Origin of the sequence: Komagataeibacter europaeus LMG 18890, from assembly GCF_000285295.1 — a bacterium.
Classification (GTDB): domain Bacteria; phylum Pseudomonadota; class Alphaproteobacteria; order Acetobacterales; family Acetobacteraceae; genus Komagataeibacter; species Komagataeibacter europaeus.
On record NZ_CADP01000015.1, the window covers coordinates 1 to 16,900 of the forward strand.

Consider the following 16,900-nt stretch of genomic DNA (forward strand, 5'->3'; position numbering starts at 1 on the left):
GATCGCGGACGGACACGGAAAAGCCATTGGTTTCGCTCTGGCACCCGGACAGGCCCATGAACTGCCACTGGCGCCAGCCATGCTCGACGATCTCCCCTCTGTTCCCCTGTGGGTCGTGGCGGACAAAGGCTACGCGTCAGACGCCTTTCGTGAACGGATATGGGACATGGGAGCCCGACCGGCCATTCCCGCGAAACGACGCGATGCGCCGGTCGCCTGTCCCAAATGGGCCTATCGATGCCGACATCTTGTGGAGAACCTCTGGGCTCGTCTCAAGGAATGGCGCGCTGTCGCAACCAGATACGAAAAAACAGCAACCTCGTTCCTCGCGGTCATCCACATCGCTGCCGCCGCAGACTGGATCAAGTGCTAACAGGCCCTAATCCGATGGTCCCGACAGCAGAGGAACTATATGACGAATGTAGTGAGTTTTCGATGGCAGGGATACATGAATGCCTGCAGAAAAAACGTGATGAAAGTCAAAGAAAATTAGCGCAAGCTGAAGCCTATGTGAATACCATGTTGTCCCGATGGGATGTGGAAGACCAATATATTGCTCAGGCTAAAAGTCATTTCGCCATAGATAAGCAGGAATTTATTAATTATCGTGAGGCGCACTGTCTCTTTATAAAGTCTTTGGGGGCTAGTGGAATTGGTAATGCATTGGAGATCAGGGAATATGCGTGTATTGCTGCATTGAATTATAGGCGAATTGCGCAATTGCGGGAAGCTGTCTCTCAGTCTCAGCTTAAATAAATCGCTTCTTGGGTAAAAATAAGATCTCCTTTCATGTTTATCTGAACTGCGTCCTGAAGTATTTTTTTATGGCCGGGTACGAATGCTGTATCGGGGCCAATAAAGAGTCCTGATTGTCTGTTGAATAACAATACATTTGCTGGAATATTTTCGCAAAGAATTCGAACTGTCTCCATGCTGATCGGGCGTTAATGCCCGGCCTCTGGCGTAAATGCCGTCCGTAGGAACTGAACTTTACAAAAGGTTTCATTTTCCCCGTTCCGATCACATTGCACGGCATGGCTTCGGGCATGAAACCTCCCTGTATCGCCTGGTGTTGTTGAACGGTAATGCCGCAGGACGGTGCCCGATGGGGGCCGGTTTCCCGCCATATTTTCAATCACGCAATATGGGGGGACCGTGACCGGCAGGGTGGCGGCGGACTGTGTCAGCACATGCGCACTGGGCCGGGACCGGGTCGGGAAAGGTGCATATCTGATATTGCAATTCACTCTCAATTTCTAAATAAGCTGCCGTGAACCATCACAGTGTGAGCTTTGATCCATGAGTCTTCGTATGCTTTGCCTGAGCACCATCTGCGCCGCCAGCCTGCTGGCGGGTGTGGACGCTCCGGTGGCGGCCCGCGCCGCGACCGGCGGGGACACTGCCGTGCCGCAGAAGGTAAAACCGGCTTCCACCCCGCGCGCCCGGCCTGCCCGGGCACAGGCGGACGGTACGGCGGCGCAGGCGGACACCACACCGGACACCACACCGGACACCACACCGGACACCACACCGGACACCACACCGGACGCCACACCGGACGCCCCGCCGGCCCGGCACGAGGACATGGTCGTCACCGCCGCGCGCAGGAACCGCATGTATGTCAGCAGCGGTGGCGACCTGGGCGCACTGGGCAAGAAGAAGGGGCTGGACGTGCCCTTCAACATCCGCAGCTACAATTCCAGCCTGATCCTGAACCAGCAGTCACAGACACTGGGCGACGTGCTGCTGAACGACCCCACCGTCCGCACGACAATGGGGTACGGCAATTACGCGCAGCTGTTCCAGATCCGCGGGTTCACGCTGTATGGCGATGACGTGGCAATTGACGGCCTGTATGGCGTCACCCCACGGCAGCTTGTCTCGCCCCAGCTTTATGATTCGGTGCAGGTGCTCAATGGCGCCAGCGCGTTCCTTAATGGCGCGGCCCCCGGTGGTTCGGCCATTGGCGGCAATGTCAACCTGATCCCCAAACGGGCTGCGGCAACCGACATCACGCGCATCACCGGCGATTACACCAGCGGCGGGCAGGGCGGTGGCGCGTTTGATGTCAGCCGCCGGTTCGGCCGCGACCATGCCTTCGGCTTCCGCTTCAACGCCGCCGGCATGGACGGGCAGACGGCGATCAAGGGCGAACGGCGTGATGACGTCGCCCTAGGCGCAGCCTTTGACTGGCACAATGATGACACGCGCATCGACATGAACATGAATTACCAGAAGCAGCAGGTTTATGGCGGGCGCAGTGCGATCATCGTCTCCAGCCTGGCCGATGGCATGCCCGCGCCCAAGGCGACCTCGCCTTCGGAAAACTGGGGGCAGCGCTGGGCCTATACCGACCTGAGCTACCTGTTCGGCACGCTGAACATCGAACATGATTTTGGCAGCCATATCACCGCCTACGGCAAATTTGGCGCGCAGGGCGGCAATGAAATGGGTAATTACGCCACCACCACGCTGACCAATTCCCGCACCGGGGCCGGCACCGTGGGCGCCATGGCGGATGCGTACAACGTCATGAACGAGGCCACGCAGGCCGGTATCCATGCCCATGTCACCACCGGCCCGATCAAACATGAAATCAACGCGGGTGGGTCAGCGATATGGGAGGAATCAGACGCCGCCTATTCCATGAGCCTGATCTCGCAGGCGGGCAACATCTATCACCCCACGCAGTTCACCCCGCAGGAAACCTATAGCGGCGGCAGCCTGAACAATCCCGGCCGGGTGGCGTGGAACAAGCTGTACAGCCTGTTCCTGTCCGATACCATGACCTTCTGGCACGACCGCATCGCGCTGACGGGGGGCTTCCGGTACCAGGATATCCTGTCGGATTCCTTTGCCTATGGCACCGGCACGTTGAGCACCCATTACGATGCGGCGGCGTTCTCGCCCGTCATTGGCCTTGTCATCCATCCGGTCAAACATGCGGCCCTGTATTTCAACCGCATTCAGGGGCTGTCGGCGGGGCAGACGGTGGGTGCCACCTACGTCAATGCCGGGCAGGTCTTTGCCCCGTACCAGAGTACCCAGTACGAAGTCGGCGCCAAGTATGACGTGGGCCGCTTTGCCGCAGGTGTCGCGTTTTTCCAGACCGCCATGCCGCAGGGCATGACCGAGGCCTACGGCAATACCGGGCAGATGCTGTACACACAGAATGGCCGGCAGCGTAACCGGGGCATGGAACTGACCTTCAACGGGGAAATCCTGCGCGGACTGCGCTTCAACGGCGGCCTGACGCTGATCGATGCGAAGCAGATGAATACGGCGGGCGGCGAGTATAACGGCAAGACCGTGATCGGCGTGCCGAACTACACCATCAACGGCAACCTTGAATACGACGTGCCGTTCATCAAGGGACTGACGCTGGTGGGCCGTGTCATCAGCACCGGCAAGCAGCAGTTCAACAACGCCAATTCGACGCACCTGCCGGCGTGGTCACGCTTCGACCTTGGCGCGCGCTATACGTTCCTTGCAGCCAAGAAGCCGCTGACCGCGCGTTTCGAGGTCGATAACATCGGCAACCAGCGGTACTGGGCATCGGTTTACCAGAGCGATCTGGTCATGGGCGACCCGGAGACCTTCAAGTTCTCGATCAGTGCTGACCTGTAAAAAACCGGACAGAAGTAATAAAAGTTCTTGGCTGCCGCCTTTTTTAAAGGCGGCGTTATCTGAAGATTTTTGAAAAAATCTTCACCAAAAACTTCTGTATTTTAAACTACGGTTTCCGGCCGCAACCGTTGACTGCAACCGGAAACCGTATCGTGGTATCAGTGAATGACCCCGCAGGCCACGCGATCCCCGGCGCCACCAATGGGCTGGGTGCGGTAGTCATCGGGGTTGGCGTGGATCACCAGCGCCGATCCATCCTTATCCAGCAGGGCAGGGCGGCCATCCGCGCCGTTGAGGGAGACCAGCGTGGAATACATCTCCACCGTTGCCGTCCCGTCCTGACTGACAAACAGGTTGGGCAGGTCGCCCGCGTCATTGGCGTTCGCATTCAGCAGGCCATGCACTACGGGGGTCGCCGCATGCACATGCGCCCCGGCGGATGTGAACTTCGGCGGGCCGCAATCGCCCTTTTCATGGAAATGGATCCCGTGCCAGCCGGGGATCAGCCCCTTGGCCGTAATCCGCAGCAGCACGCCGTGGGGCGCGTCCGTGACCTGCACGGTGCCGTGGTCGGCACCGTCATTGCCAATCAGCGTGCCCGACGCCGTGCCAGCAGCATGGGCCATGGCGGGCAGGGTGGCTAGCCCGGCAAGCAGCCCCAGCAGTCGAAGGCGTGGTGTGAACATGGTCTTTTTTCCTTATTCCCGTTCGCGCAGGCGGCCAGCGTGCCGGAATTAAGACCGGCTCGCAACAACGCGGAACCCGTCCCGAAACACCTCAACCACCGCACATGATGTCCGAACCCGTGTGCGGACAGGGTAGCGAGCGCGAAAAGGGACGGAATTCACTTTGTGCTGAACAGGGTGGGGCAGGGCGCCATGAAGGTCAGGAAGACGTTTTTTAACCTGTCCCTATCCCAGGTCAGCATGGGCGAAGGGTTCGTTCGCCTTCAGCACCAGGTCACGCAGGCGCTCGGGGTCTATGGCGTGGACCGTCCGGTTATGGCGGCCGGTCATGGTGCGCGCGGCCAGCAGGGCGTTGATGGCGGATTCCTCCACCGCCTGCACCACGCCCATGAACATCGCGTCCATGTCATCATCATTCAGGGCGTCGATATGCACGCGGTCCTTTATCGGGTACGCGCCGGGATCATTGGCGGTGGTGAAGGCCAGGTACAGATCGCCCGAATCATTGCCCGACGGCGTGCCCAGGCGGCCCATGCCAATGCCCGCGCGCTTGGCCATGCGGCGCAGCTGCGTGGGCATGAGCGGGGCGTCGGTCGCGACAATGATGATGATGGAGCCTTTTTCCTTCGTCCAGACCGTATTGTCCTTCATCACCAGCCCCACCGGCGCGCCACATACCTTCAGCCACGGGCGGATGCCGTTATTGGCCTGAACCAGAACGCCCACGGTGTAATGGCCCGCGCTGGTGTCCACCCGGCGCGACGATGTGCCGATCCCGCCCTTGAATTCATACGTGATCATGCCGGTGCCGCCGCCCACGTTGCCTTCGGCCACCGGGCCGGGACGGGCGTTGCGGATGGCGTCCAGCACATGGCGTTCGGTAATGTGGAAGCCGCCGATGTCGTTCAGCCACCCGTCATAGGTTTCGGCCACGACCGGCAGGGGCCAGATGTCCTCGCCCATCTGCTCGGGGAAGTTGCGCACCATCCATCTGGCCACGGCCTGGTGCGCGGTGCCGATGGAACAGGTGTTGGTAATGGCGATCGGCCCCATGAACCAGCCCGCTTCCGCGATCCAGTGCGTGCCGGTCATCTCCCCGTTGCCGTTCATGGAAAACGTCCCGGCCCAGCACGGGTGCAGCAGCGCGCCCGGCGCACGTGGCAGGATGGCCGTGACCCCGGTGCGCACCGCGTGGTCCCCATGCCCGGATACAAGGGTGGTATGCCCGACCCGCACGCCCGCGACATCGGTAATGGCATTGTCCGGGCCGGTCCGCCCCTGCATGGGCAGGCCCAGCGCGCGGGCACGCGGGCGCGCAACCTGCGGGGGCGATGCGGCATGCGCGGCGGTGGGGGACAGCGCGCGGGTGGTCAGGGCGGTGGCCCCCAGCAGGCCAAGGCCCCCGGTCATGATGGCGCGGCGGGAGATATCCGTCATTACGCATTCCTTGTGGCTGTTGTGCATGGTGGCGGCATGTTGCGGCGGGCCGGGGCCGTATGGTGCTGGCCCGTAACGAAAGCCTTTGGTAGCATCCGCCTTGGCGGCCGGGTATCAGGCGGAAGGGGGATGGTCATGTACTGCTTTGGAAGTATGGGATGGAGGTAAGCGACCTGGCGTTTCACGCGGCCCTGGGCAAGCTGGTCGGGGATGTGGGGAATGCGGATTTCTGGCGGCGGCTGACGACCTTCCTGCGCCGCCAGGTGGCGTTCGATACATGGGTCGCGATGATCTTCCAGCCCGGGCACGCGCCGGTCCTGCTGGCCGACTGCCCGGATGACGCGGTGGCCGACGTGCTGCTGCGCGACTATCTTGCGCGGTTTTACCTGCTGGACCCGTTCTGCCGCTTCGCCCTGTCCGGTCCGGCAGCGGGGCTGTACCGCATTGACGATGTCGCCCCCGAACTGTTCCGCCAGACCGAATATTACCAGACCTATTACCGCCACATGGTCGATCATGACGAGGTGCAGTTCCTGGCCCCGATCGGGGGCGGGCGGGTCATTTCGCTTTCCCTTGGCTCCCACGGGGTGTTTTCGGCGGCGGACATGGGGGTGCTGCAGCTTTATGCCGCGTGGGTGCCGCCGCTCATGGCGCTGGCTGTCAGGCTGGAAGCCGGCCCGGCGCAGGCCGCCCATGGCGGCGCGGACCTGCAGGCCGTGCTGGAACGCCTGGGCTGTCCCCGCCTGACCGCGCGTGAAATGGATGTGATGGTGCTGATGCAGGCGGGGCATTCGACCCGGTCCATCGCGCAGTCGATGCGGATTTCACCGCATACGATCAAGGTCCATCGCCGCAACATCTATGAAAAACTGGGCGTTTCCACGCAGGCGGAGGTCTTTGCGCTGCTGTCGGGACGCATGGCGCGCTGACCGCCCCGCCCGTGGCGATGGCCGGGGCATGAAGGCGAAGGGTTCCCATCATGGGCCGCGCGCTGTATGCCCACACCATCCTTATCATGACATTGCGGCCCATGAAGATCGGTTTCCTGTTCAACCACGACTGTATCCATCAGGTCTCGCACACTGCGCCGATCATCTGTGAACTGGTGGCGCTGGGGCAGGATGTGACGGTCATTACCTCCACCCCCGCGCAGGAAGCGCATGTCCGCCGGACCATCGCGCCCTGCATGGACCGCGTGCGCTTTGTCCGCATCGATATCGGGCCGGTGTCGCGGGCCATAAACGTGGTGGCGCAGGCGGTTGTGCCGTTCCGCCGCATCGCCAACCTGCGCGAAAACGTGGACCTGTTTCGGCAGTTTGACGCGCTGGTGGTGCCGGAAACCACGTCGGCCCTGCTGAAAAGCCACTTCAACCTTGATATCCGGCTGATCTATTTCCCGCATGGGGCAGGGGACCGGTCCATCGGGTTTCGCGACGTGACCCGGTTTTTCGACCTTGTGCTGCTGCCCGGAACCAAGACGCGCGACCGCATGCTGGACCGGCAGCTGATCCGCCCCGGCCACCACGCCGTTGTCGGCTATCCCAAATTCGACACCGTGGACATGACGCGCCGCCCGCGCCTGTTTGACAACGACCGGCCCACGGTCCTGTACAACCCGCATTTCGACCCGGTCCTGTCATCATGGTGGGACATGGGCATGGACGTGCTGGAATGGTTCGCGCGGCAGGATGACTACAACCTGATCTTCGCGCCCCATGTCATGCTGTTCCGCCGCAGGCTGCATACATCGGTCGAACACCGCCGCGTGCGCCTGCGCCGGATGATCCCCGAACGCCTGCGCAACCTGTCGCATGTCCGCATCGACACCGGCAGCCAGAATTCGGTGGACATGACCTATGTCCTGGCCGCCGACATCTATCTGGGTGACGCCAGCAGCCAGGTCTATGAATGGATCGCGCGTCCCCGGCCGTGCATCTTCCTCAATTCCCACCACGCGCGCTGGCAGGGCAATCCCAGCTACGCGCACTGGAACATGGGGCAGGTGATCGACAGCGTCAGCGAACTGCCCCATGCGCTGGCGGTGGCGTGGGACCGGCAACACGAATTCGCCCCGCGCCAGCAGGCCGCATTCAGCGAAACATTCCATACCGTTCCGGGCGAAACCGCCGCCCATCGCGCGGCACGGGAAATTGTTTACTTTTTGTCGCAGGATAAATCCCGCACCCCCTGAACCCCGGCGGCACGGGGTGCTATTGTCCGCCACAGATCCATGGAATGGATGAGGGAGGCTATGCGCATTGCCTATGTCATCAATACATTTGAAGGCGGCGGCGCGGCCCTGCCCATACCGGCCATTGCCGATGTCTTTCGTCAGTGCGGGCATGATGTGCATGTAGCCGCCCTGTCGCGGCGCAACGGGCGGGCCATGCCCCACCTGCGCCATGCGGGGCTGGACCCCGTGGTGCTGGGAGCGGACCGCGCCCCGATCGCGCGGCAGATGGCAGGCCTGGATGCATGGGTGCGCCATGTCCGGCCCACCCATATCTGGACATCGCTGACGCGCGCGACCCTGCTGGGGCAGATGGTGGGGGCATGGCGGCGCATTCCCGTGGTCAGCTGGCAGCATAATGCCTTTCTCCTGCCCGCCAACCTTGCGCTGCTGCGGATGATGAAGGAACGCAGCCGGATCTGGGTGGGGGATTCCGCCTTTGTCACCGCCCTGACCCGCAAGCGGCTGGCCCTGCCGTACAGCCGCGTCATGTGCTGGCCCATTTTCCGCGCCTGGCCCGATGTGGCGCCCGCCCCCGCGTGGCGACCGGGGGAGGAAATACGCATCGGCTCGCTCGGGCGGCTGCATGCCAGCAAGGGGTACGACGTGCTGTGCCGCGCGCTGGTGCAGCTGCGTGACGTGCCAGGCCTGCTGCCCTATCGCGTCACCATTGGCGGGGAGGGGGCGGAACATGACCGCCTGCGCGGCTTCTGCCTGCGCCACGGGCTGGATAACGTGCATTTCGCGGGCTATGTCGAGGATACGGCCGCCTTCCTGCGGCAATGCCACCTGTATGTGCAGCCATCGCTTTACGAAGGGTTCTGCATCGCCGCCCACGAAGCCATGAACATGGGCCTGCCGGTACTGGGCAGCGATGTGGGCGAAATGGGCCGGTCCATCGTGGACGGGGTGACCGGCTGGAAACTGCCGCCCCGGCAGCCGGGCGCGCTGGCCCGCAGGCTGGAAGCCACCCTGCGCCTGCCTGAACAGATGGCCGGCATGGGACAGGCCGCGCGCGAATGGGTCATGAACAGCTTCAGCGCACGGGCCTTCAGCCGCGCCGGAACTACGATCCTGCAGCGCATGGCGGGGTAAGGGGTACACGCCAAGGGTACGCAAAAAGCCCGGAAAACCGCGGCGTGTACCCTCTGTTCCCTCCGTACCCCTTATTTTCCAAACTTGCCACGGCACCTGATCTACCTGGCTTCGTCAAACAAATTGTTAAGTAAGGGGTACGGAGGGAACAGGGGTACACCCCACCGGCCCATGGCGCTACAGACCGCAGGAAAGCACGGTTTTCTGGCATTCCATGACCGGGGGGAAGTGTACCCCTTCCAATTGTGGCAAGGGGTACGGGGGGATCAGATGATGACGTCCGGCGGGTTCTGCTTGGTCAGCCGGTCATACCGCAGCAGGGTGGTCAGCAGGTCTTCCATGCATTCCAGCGGTAGCATGGTCGCGCCATCGCTGGGCGCGGTATCGGGGTCGGGATGGGTTTCAATGAACAGCCCCGCAACCCCGATGGCCAGCGCCGCGCGCGCCAGGATGGGCGCGAACACCCGCTGCCCGCCCGAAGCCGACCCCAGCCCGCCGGGCTGCTGCACCGAATGGGTGGCGTCATAGATCACGGGATGGCCGGTGCCCGCCATGATCGGCAGGGCGCGCATGTCATTGACCAGCGTGTTGTAGCCAAACGACGTGCCGCGTTCACACAGCATGATGCGGTCATTGCCGGTGGAGGCGACCTTGGCCGCGACATTGGCCATGTCCCATGGGGCCAGGAACTGCCCCTTCTTGATATTGACCGCCGCCCCCGTCTGCCCCGCCGCCAGCAGAAGGTCGGTCTGGCGGCACAAAAAGGCCGGGATCTGCAGCACGTCGGCCACTTCCGCCACCGGGGCGCACTGGTCGGGCTGGTGCACGTCGGTCAGCACCGGCATGCCGAAACGCGCGCGCACCTGTGACAGGATATCCAGCCCCTGCGCCATGCCCACGCCGCGCGCGCCGTTGATGGAGGTGCGGTTGGCCTTGTCGAACGAGCTTTTGTAGATCAGCCCGATCCCCAGCTTCGTCGCAATCCCATGCAGCGCATCGGCCACTTCCGTGGCCTGCTGCAGGGATTCGATCTGGCACGGCCCCGCGATCAGCACGAAGGGCGCTTCGTTGCTGACCGTAAGGCTGCCGATGGTTATGGCGTGATGGTCGGTCACCGTTTCGCTCCCTTTTCCGCCGCCTTGGCGACGGCGGCCCCGATGAAGCCGGAAAACAGCGGATGCGGGTCAAACGGCTTGGAAATCAGTTCTGGGTGGTACTGCACCGCAATGAACCACGGGTGGTCGGGGTATTCCACCACTTCGGGCAGGATGCCGTCGGGCGACATGCCAGAAAAGCGCAGGCCGGTCTTTTCCAGCTGCTCGCGGTAGTGGTTGTTGACCTCGTAGCGGTGGCGGTGGCGTTCGCGGATGTCGGTGCGGCCATAGGTCTGTGCCGCGCGCGACCCTTCCGCCAGCCTGGCGGGATAGGCGCCAAGGCGCATGGTGCCCCCCATCTCGCCCCCTTCGCGCCGGCGCAGCAGTTCGTTGCCCCGCGCCCATTCGGTCATGAGGCCAACCAGCGGCTGGTCGGTGGGGCCGAATTCGGTCGACGATGCATCCTTGATGCCCGCAAGGTTGCGCGCGCATTCGATCACCGCCATCTGCATGCCAAAGCAGATGCCCATGAACGGGATGTTGTTTTCACGCGCGTATTTCACCGCGCGGATCTTGCCTTCCGACCCGCGTTCGCCAAACCCGCCGGGTACGAGGATGGCGTCGCTGCGGGCAAGGCTGTTCACCGCATCATCCGATTTCTCGAAATCTTCCGCTTCGACCCAGTTCAGGCGCACGCGCGCGCGGTTGGCGATGCCGCCATGCTGCAGGGCCTCGATCAGGGATTTGTAGCTGTCCAGCAGGGCGGTGTACTTGCCCACCACCGTCACCACCACCTCGCGGTCGGGGTGGCGGACGGCGTCCACGATCCTTTCCCACCGCGACAGGTCGGGGTCGGGTGTCGTGGGCAGGCCGAAATGGTGCAGCACCTCGGTATCCATCCCTTCGGCATGGTACGAGATGGGGCAGGCATAGATCGTGTCCACGTCGCGCGCGGCGATCACCGCCTGCGGGCGCACGTTGCAGAAGCTGGCGATCTTGCGGCGTTCGTTTTCGGGTATTTCCCGGTCCGACCGGCAGACCAGCATCTGCGGCTGGATGCCGACATTCTGCAGTTCCTTGACGGAATGCTGCGTGGGCTTGGTTTTCAGCTCACCCGCCGCCGCGATCCATGGCAGCAGGGTGAGGTGGATGAACATCGTCTGGTCGGGGGCAAGGTCGTTGCGCAGCTGGCGGATGGATTCAAGGAAGGGCAGGCTTTCGATATCGCCCACCGTGCCGCCGATCTCGACCAGGACAAAGTCCAGGTCCTCGGTATCCGCCACGATCGTTTCCTTGATCGAGTCGGTGATGTGGGGAATGACCTGCACGGTCGCCCCCAGGTAATCGCCACGCCGTTCGCGCGCGATCACGCCGGAATAGATCTGCCCCGTCGTGGCATTGTCCGCCCGGGTGGCATGCACACCCGTGAAGCGTTCGTAATGGCCAAGGTCCAGATCCGTTTCAGCCCCGTCGTCGGTCACGAAGACCTCGCCGTGCTGATAGGGACTCATCGTCCCCGGATCGACATTCAGGTAGGGGTCAAGCTTGCGCAACCGGACCCGATAGCCACGGGCCTGGAGCAGGGCAGCAAGGGCAGCCGAAGCAATGCCTTTGCCGAGGGAGGACACCACGCCGCCGGTGATGAATACAAACCGCGTCATGGATGGCCTTTCTACACAGCTTGCGGCCGCGCTGCAAAGGCTACGACGCGCCACGGGCCGAAAAAATGAAAAACGCCCCGGCACAGGGTGCGGGGGCGTTGGTCATTCCTGCGGAAAACCGCCTGATGTCAGGGCGTTGTGGCCGGCGCGGTCGAAGCCGGCGGCTGGGCCAGGATATCATGCCCCGCACCGGTCGATGCCCCGCGGTTCATGACCGCAAGCGTCAGCGACAGCACCATGAAGGCCGTGCCCAGCACCGCGGTCGAGCGCGTGAGCAGCGTTGCCGTCCCGCGTCCGGACATGAAGGAACCCATGCCCTGCGACCCGCCGATTCCAAGGCCGCCGCCCTCGCTGCGCTGGATCAGGATGGTCCCGATCAGCGCGATGGTGACGAACAGGTGCAGTAGAAGAAGAACTGTGATCATGCGTCTTTCCAGTAGATCCCCGTCCGCCGCGCGGCAATCACGAAGCGCGGGCGGCGCGGACAAGCGGCACGAAGGCGTCGGCCTTCAGGCTGGCATTGCCCACCAGCGCCCCGTCCACGTGTTCGACAGGCAGGATATCGGTGACATTGCGTTCATTGACGGAGCCACCATAAAGGATTTGCATCGTTTTGCCAGCATCCCCGAACTGCCGCACCAGTTCGGCGCGGATAAAGGCGGCCATGTCGGCGATATCCTGCTGTGACGCGGCCTGTCCGGTGCCGATGGCCCAGATCGGCTCGTACGCCACGATGCCGCGGAATCCCTGCGGCAGCGACCCCTCAAGCTGCCAGCCCACGGTGGCCTGCGAATCCCCGGCGGAACGCTGGTCGTCGTTTTCGCCCACGCAGACGATGGGCGTCAGGCCCGCCGCCATCGCGGCGACCGTCTTTTCACGCACGGTCTCATCGAGCTCGTGGTGTTCGGCCCGGCGTTCGGAATGGCCCAGGATGACGTATTCCACCCCGAGGTCCACCAGCATGGGGGCGGAAATGTCGCCGGTATGCGCCCCCGACTTGTCCTTGTGGCAGTCCTGCGCGCCCAGCTTTATGCCAGCCTGCTTCAGCTTCGGCGCAAGGCGGGCCAGCTGCGTGAACGGCGGGCAGACCACGACATCGGCCCGGGGGGACAGCGCGGCCAGCTGCGCGGCCAGCCCGTCCACCAGCGCGTCGGCATCCGCGCTCAGGCCATTCATTTTCCAGTTGCCAACAATTATCTGCTTCATGTTTCCACTCCTGCGTCCATGTGGCAGCGCGCCGCCCGCGCGGTGCGTGGCATGGTTGTCATGGGGGTGCAGCCTACACCATGGCGCGCCGCCGGTTGCAACCCGCACGGGCCGCATCGCGGGCGTGCGTGCATCCTTGTGCTGGTCAAACCGCTGGCGTGACCGTATGGTGCCCGACCGGAAAACAGGGCGCCCGTACGGGTGCGCATGGTGCGCACGCCCTGTTCCATCCGGCTTTGTCTTGGTGCTGGCGCAGGGTTTTTCATGCTATCTTTTCTGTATCGCGTGTTTGTCGATTCATGGGTGGGACGCATCGTCGCCGGGCTGTTTTTCCTTGCCTTCATCGGGTTTGGCGTGGGCGACGTGCTGATGAACATCGGCACCGAACGCGCCGATGTCGTGGCCCGCGTGGGCGACCGCCCCATCCTGGTGCAGTCGTACCAGAACGCGCTGCAGTCCGAGATGCCGCAGGTGGCGCAGTCCATGCACCTGTCCGATCCGTCCCAGATTCCCGCCAGCACGCGTGAACAGATCGCCCAGCAGGTGCTGACCCGCCTTGTGCTGCAGGCCGAAATTGCCGAAGCGGCCGACCGTCATGGCCTGATCGTGCCAGATTCCGTGGTGCGGGACGAAATCTTCTCCATTCCCGCGTTCAAGGGGCGCGACGGGCAGTTCGACCGCGCGCTGTTCAATGACCGCCTGCGCCGCACCGGCATGTCCGAAGGGCGGCTGGTTGACCTGGTGCGGCAGGAACAGGCGTCGCGCGTGCTGCTGCAGCCGATTCGCGATGGCGCCACCGTGCCCGACGTGATGGCCCGCCGCCTGTTCGATTTCGAGGCCCAGACCCGCACGATCGACCTGGTGCGCGTGCCCTTTGACAGCCAGCAGCCCACGGCCACCCCCACGCAGGCGCAGCTTGCGCGCTACCATGCCAACCACCCGTGGGAATTCGTCGCCCCCGAATTCCGCCATGCCCGCATTGTCGTGCTGTCGGCGGACACGATCGGCCGCCAGATCGATATTTCGGACGACGACCTGCACAAGGCGTATGACGCGCAGGCCCAGACCTTCAACGCCCCCGAACGCCGCGACGTGCAGATCGTGACCGTCCCGACCGAGGCGCGCGCCACGGCGCTGCGCGCGCAGTGGACGGATGGCGGCGCATGGGCGCAGGTGCAGAAGGACGCGGGCAAGGACGCCGCCGCGGTCGAACTGCCGGGCATGAAGATCAGCGACGTGCCCTCCGCCGATCTGGGCAAGCAGGTTTTCGCCGCCCCCGCCAACGCAACGCAGGGCCCGATCAAAAGCGAGGGCGGCTGGGTCGTCTTTCGCGTAACCAGCATCACCCCCGCCCACGCCACCCCGTTCGGGGAGGTGCGCCAGGCGCTGCATGACCAGATCGCCCATTCCCGCGCGCAGGCGGTGCTGGCTGACCGGGTGCAGAAACTGCAGGACACCATTGCCGGTGGCGGGCTGGATTCCATTCCCGCCGACCTTGGCGCCGCCGCCGTATCGGGCGACGTGGATGCATCGGGCCTGACGCATGACGGCACGCCTGCCCCGATACCCGGCAGCGACGCGGTGCGGCAGGCGGTCGTGGCGCGCATCTTCGCGCAGGCGAAGGGGGCGAACCCCGAACTGGTGCAGGGGCCGGACGGCGTGTGGTACGCGGTATCGGTTGACGGCGTGACGCCGGGCCACGCCCTGACGCTGGCGGAAGCCGGTCCCCGCGTAGCGGCCGCATGGCTGGCCGATGCCCGTCGCCACATGGCCGACCGGCAGGCCACCGCGTATTACACGCAGGCGCAGGGGCAGGGCGGTCTGGGCCATGTCAGCCCCGCCATTGCCGGGCTGGAGCACAGCCAGCCGATTTCCCCCATGCAGCCCGCGCCGGAAATCCCGCGTGAGGTCGCGGCCCTGATCTTCCGCCTGACCCAGCCCGGGCAGAGCGTGATGACGGAAGCCGGTGATTCCTACGTCGTCGCGACGCTTACGGCCATCAACCACCCCGACCCGGCCACGCAGAAGAACCTGTATGACCGCGTGCGCGCGGGCCTGGCCCAGTCGATGGGCGATGATATCGAAATGGGCTACGGCAACGCGCTGGAAGGCGTGGTGAAGCCCAGGCCGAACAATTCCGCCATCCACGCAGTCATGGCGGAGGTAACAGGCAGCCAGAACACGGGAACAGCACAGTGACAGCAGACGCCCCACGCCCTTCCTTCCGGCCCGCTGATGCCACCGCGCGTGCGGCGGCCCTGGCCGACCTGCGCGCGGGCAGGAGCACCGTGGCGTGGCGGGCGGAGCCTGCGGACCTGCTGACGCCGGTGGCGGCCTTCCTGCGGCTGTCACGCCTTGCGCGCAGCCATGGCGGTGGCAATGGCGGGCATAACGCCTTCCTGCTGGAAAGTGTGGAAGGCGGCACGTCGCGCGGGCGGTATTCGGTCATCGGCCTGCTGCCCGACCTGATCTGGCGCTGCCATGACGGGCGGGCCAGCGTGTGCGCCGACCCCGCGGCCCCCACCCATGAATTCGTGCCCGAAGCCGATGCCCCGCTGGTGTCCCTGCGCCGCATCCTGCACGAAAGCCGCATGGACCTGCCCGAGGGGCTGCCGCCCATGACCAGCGGCGTGTTCGGCTATCTTGGCTATGACATGATCCGGCAGGTCGAGCACCTGCCCGACATGCCGGTCGATGACCTCGACCTGCCCGAAGGCATCATGATCCGTCCCGGCCTGTTCGCGATATTCGACACGGTGCGCGATGAACTGCTGCTGGCTGCCCCGCTGCGTCCCGCGCCGGACCAGACGGCCGAAGCCGTATGGGACGCGGCGCAGGACCGCCTGCAGCAGGCGCGCGCCGCGCTGTCCACCCCGGTCGAACTGCCCGACGGACCAGCGGGTGAAATCGCCGCCCCCGTGCCTGAATCCACCATGACGCGGGAGGAATTCTGCACCATGGTGCGCAGGCTGCAGGACTATATCGCGGCGGGGGACGCGTTCCAGATCGTGCCCAGCCAGCGCTTCAGCGCGGCCTTTACCCTGCCGCCATTCGCGCTGTACCGCGCGCTGCGGCGGATCAACCCCGCGCCCTTCCTGTTCTACCTCGATCTGGACGGGTTCAGCCTTGTGGGGTCGTCGCCCGAAATCCTCGTGCGCCTGCGTGAGGGCACCATGACCGTCCGCCCGCTGGCCGGCACCCGCCCGCGTGGCCGCACGACAGTGGAGGACCTGGCGCTGGAGGCCGAACTGCTGGCCGACCCCAAGGAACGCGCCGAGCACCTAATGCTGATCGACCTTGGCCGCAACGACGTGGGCCGGGTGTGCGAACTGGGTTCGGTGAAGGTGACGGAGCAGTTCGTGATCGAACGCTTCAGCCATGTCATGCACATTTCCTCCAATGTTGAAGGAAAGCTGCGTCCCGACCTGGAGGCGCTGGACGCGCTGATGTCGGGCTTCCCCGCGGGCACGCTGACCGGTGCGCCCAAGATCCGCGCCATGGAGATAATCGACGAGGTCGAGCCGACCCGTCGCGCCACCTATGCCGGGTGCATCGGCTATTTCGGTCCCGATGGCGACATGGACACCTGCATCGGCCTGCGCATGGCGGTGGTCAAGGACGGGCGGATGTACGTGCAGGCGGGCTGTGGCGTGGTGGCCGACAGCGTGCCCGACGCGGAATACGAGGAAACCCGCCAGAAGGCCCGCGCCCTGTTCCGCGCGGCGGAGGAAGCGGTGCGCTTCGCCACCAGCGACGGCGCATAAAAGGGAATGCAGGTTTCCGGGCGCCGCCTTTTTTCAAAAAGGCGGCGTTTCCTGAAGCTTTTTGGCGAAAAGCGTCACCCGAAACCCTTTGTATGTTTTA

At 64.2% G+C, this 16,900-nt stretch carries 15 protein-coding genes; 9 read left to right on the forward strand and 6 right to left on the reverse strand.

Features of this window, described 5'->3' with window-relative positions; genetic code table 11:
• From GEU01_RS07110 to GEU01_RS07120, 3 genes are all read left to right on the forward strand, one after another.
• Positions 1–373 (forward strand): IS5 family transposase (locus tag GEU01_RS07110; RefSeq protein WP_019085529.1); only part of this gene is annotated, 373 nt, incomplete at its 5' end.
• Positions 374–387: 14 nt separating this feature from the next.
• Entirely contained in the window at positions 388–756 is a 369-nt protein-coding gene (locus GEU01_RS07115; RefSeq protein ID WP_019085530.1) for a lysozyme inhibitor LprI family protein, read from the forward strand.
• A gap of 543 nt (positions 757–1,299) precedes the next feature.
• Positions 1,300–3,627, forward strand: a complete 2,328-nt coding sequence (locus GEU01_RS07120) for a TonB-dependent receptor (RefSeq protein ID WP_026018567.1) — start codon at positions 1,300–1,302, stop codon at positions 3,625–3,627.
• A gap of 158 nt (positions 3,628–3,785) precedes the next feature.
• Here the strand turns inward: GEU01_RS07120 and sodC are convergent, their stop codons facing one another.
• Together sodC and GEU01_RS07130 are read right to left on the reverse strand one after the other, a co-directional pair.
• Positions 3,786–4,313 (reverse strand): superoxide dismutase[Cu-Zn], encoded by a 528-nt coding sequence (sodC, locus tag GEU01_RS07125; protein WP_010507926.1) that lies wholly within the window; start codon positions 4,311–4,313, stop codon positions 3,786–3,788.
• A gap of 225 nt (positions 4,314–4,538) precedes the next feature.
• A complete protein-coding gene (locus GEU01_RS07130; protein WP_232272442.1) occupies positions 4,539–5,750 on the reverse strand; it encodes a DmpA family aminopeptidase in 1,212 nt (403 codons plus the stop codon).
• 158 nt (positions 5,751–5,908) lie between these two features.
• On the opposite strand from GEU01_RS07130, the gene GEU01_RS07135 reads away from it, so the two are divergent.
• From GEU01_RS07135 to GEU01_RS07145, 3 genes are read left to right on the forward strand one after another with little or no spacing between them, the layout of a single operon-like run.
• Complete coding sequence (locus GEU01_RS07135) at positions 5,909–6,679, forward strand: helix-turn-helix transcriptional regulator (RefSeq protein ID WP_010507928.1); 771 nt, start codon at positions 5,909–5,911, stop codon at positions 6,677–6,679.
• 50 nt (positions 6,680–6,729) lie between these two features.
• Positions 6,730–7,941, forward strand: a complete 1,212-nt coding sequence (locus GEU01_RS07140; RefSeq protein WP_010507929.1) for a hypothetical protein — start codon at positions 6,730–6,732, stop codon at positions 7,939–7,941.
• Between the two features lie 60 nt (positions 7,942–8,001).
• Entirely contained in the window at positions 8,002–9,075 is a 1,074-nt protein-coding gene (locus GEU01_RS07145; RefSeq protein ID WP_019085533.1) for a glycosyltransferase family 4 protein, read from the forward strand.
• Between the two features lie 266 nt (positions 9,076–9,341).
• On the opposite strand, the gene kdsA is transcribed toward GEU01_RS07145, so the two are convergent.
• The 4 genes from kdsA to tpiA all read right to left on the reverse strand — a co-directional run bounded on the left by kdsA (position 9,342) and on the right by tpiA (position 13,036).
• Positions 9,342–10,190, reverse strand: a complete 849-nt coding sequence (kdsA, locus tag GEU01_RS07150; protein WP_019085534.1) for a 3-deoxy-8-phosphooctulonate synthase — start codon at positions 10,188–10,190, stop codon at positions 9,342–9,344.
• Positions 10,187–11,830 carry a CTP synthase gene (locus GEU01_RS07155; RefSeq protein WP_019085535.1) on the reverse strand — a complete coding sequence of 548 codons (1,644 nt, stop codon included), beginning with the start codon at positions 11,828–11,830 and terminating at the stop codon, positions 10,187–10,189. The genes kdsA and GEU01_RS07155 overlap by 4 nt, the downstream gene beginning before the upstream one ends.
• Before the next feature lie 128 nt (positions 11,831–11,958).
• Entirely contained in the window at positions 11,959–12,255 is a 297-nt protein-coding gene (gene secG / locus GEU01_RS07160) for a preprotein translocase subunit SecG (RefSeq protein WP_010507935.1), read from the reverse strand.
• 37 nt (positions 12,256–12,292) lie between these two features.
• Positions 12,293–13,036 (reverse strand): triose-phosphate isomerase, encoded by a 744-nt coding sequence (tpiA, locus tag GEU01_RS07165; RefSeq protein ID WP_019085537.1) that lies wholly within the window; start codon positions 13,034–13,036, stop codon positions 12,293–12,295.
• A gap of 18 nt (positions 13,037–13,054) precedes the next feature.
• On the opposite strand from tpiA, the gene GEU01_RS26200 reads away from it, so the two are divergent.
• From GEU01_RS26200 to trpE, 3 genes are read left to right on the forward strand one after another with little or no spacing between them, the layout of a single operon-like run.
• Entirely contained in the window at positions 13,055–13,198 is a 144-nt protein-coding gene (locus tag GEU01_RS26200; protein ID WP_019085538.1) for a hypothetical protein, read from the forward strand.
• A gap of 45 nt (positions 13,199–13,243) precedes the next feature.
• Positions 13,244–15,235 (forward strand): peptidyl-prolyl cis-trans isomerase, encoded by a 1,992-nt coding sequence (locus GEU01_RS07175; protein WP_019085539.1) that lies wholly within the window; start codon positions 13,244–13,246, stop codon positions 15,233–15,235.
• A complete protein-coding gene (trpE, locus tag GEU01_RS07180) occupies positions 15,232–16,800 on the forward strand; it encodes an anthranilate synthase component I (protein ID WP_019085540.1) in 1,569 nt (522 codons plus the stop codon). The genes GEU01_RS07175 and trpE overlap by 4 nt, the downstream gene beginning before the upstream one ends.
• Positions 16,801–16,900: the final 100 nt, after the last annotated feature.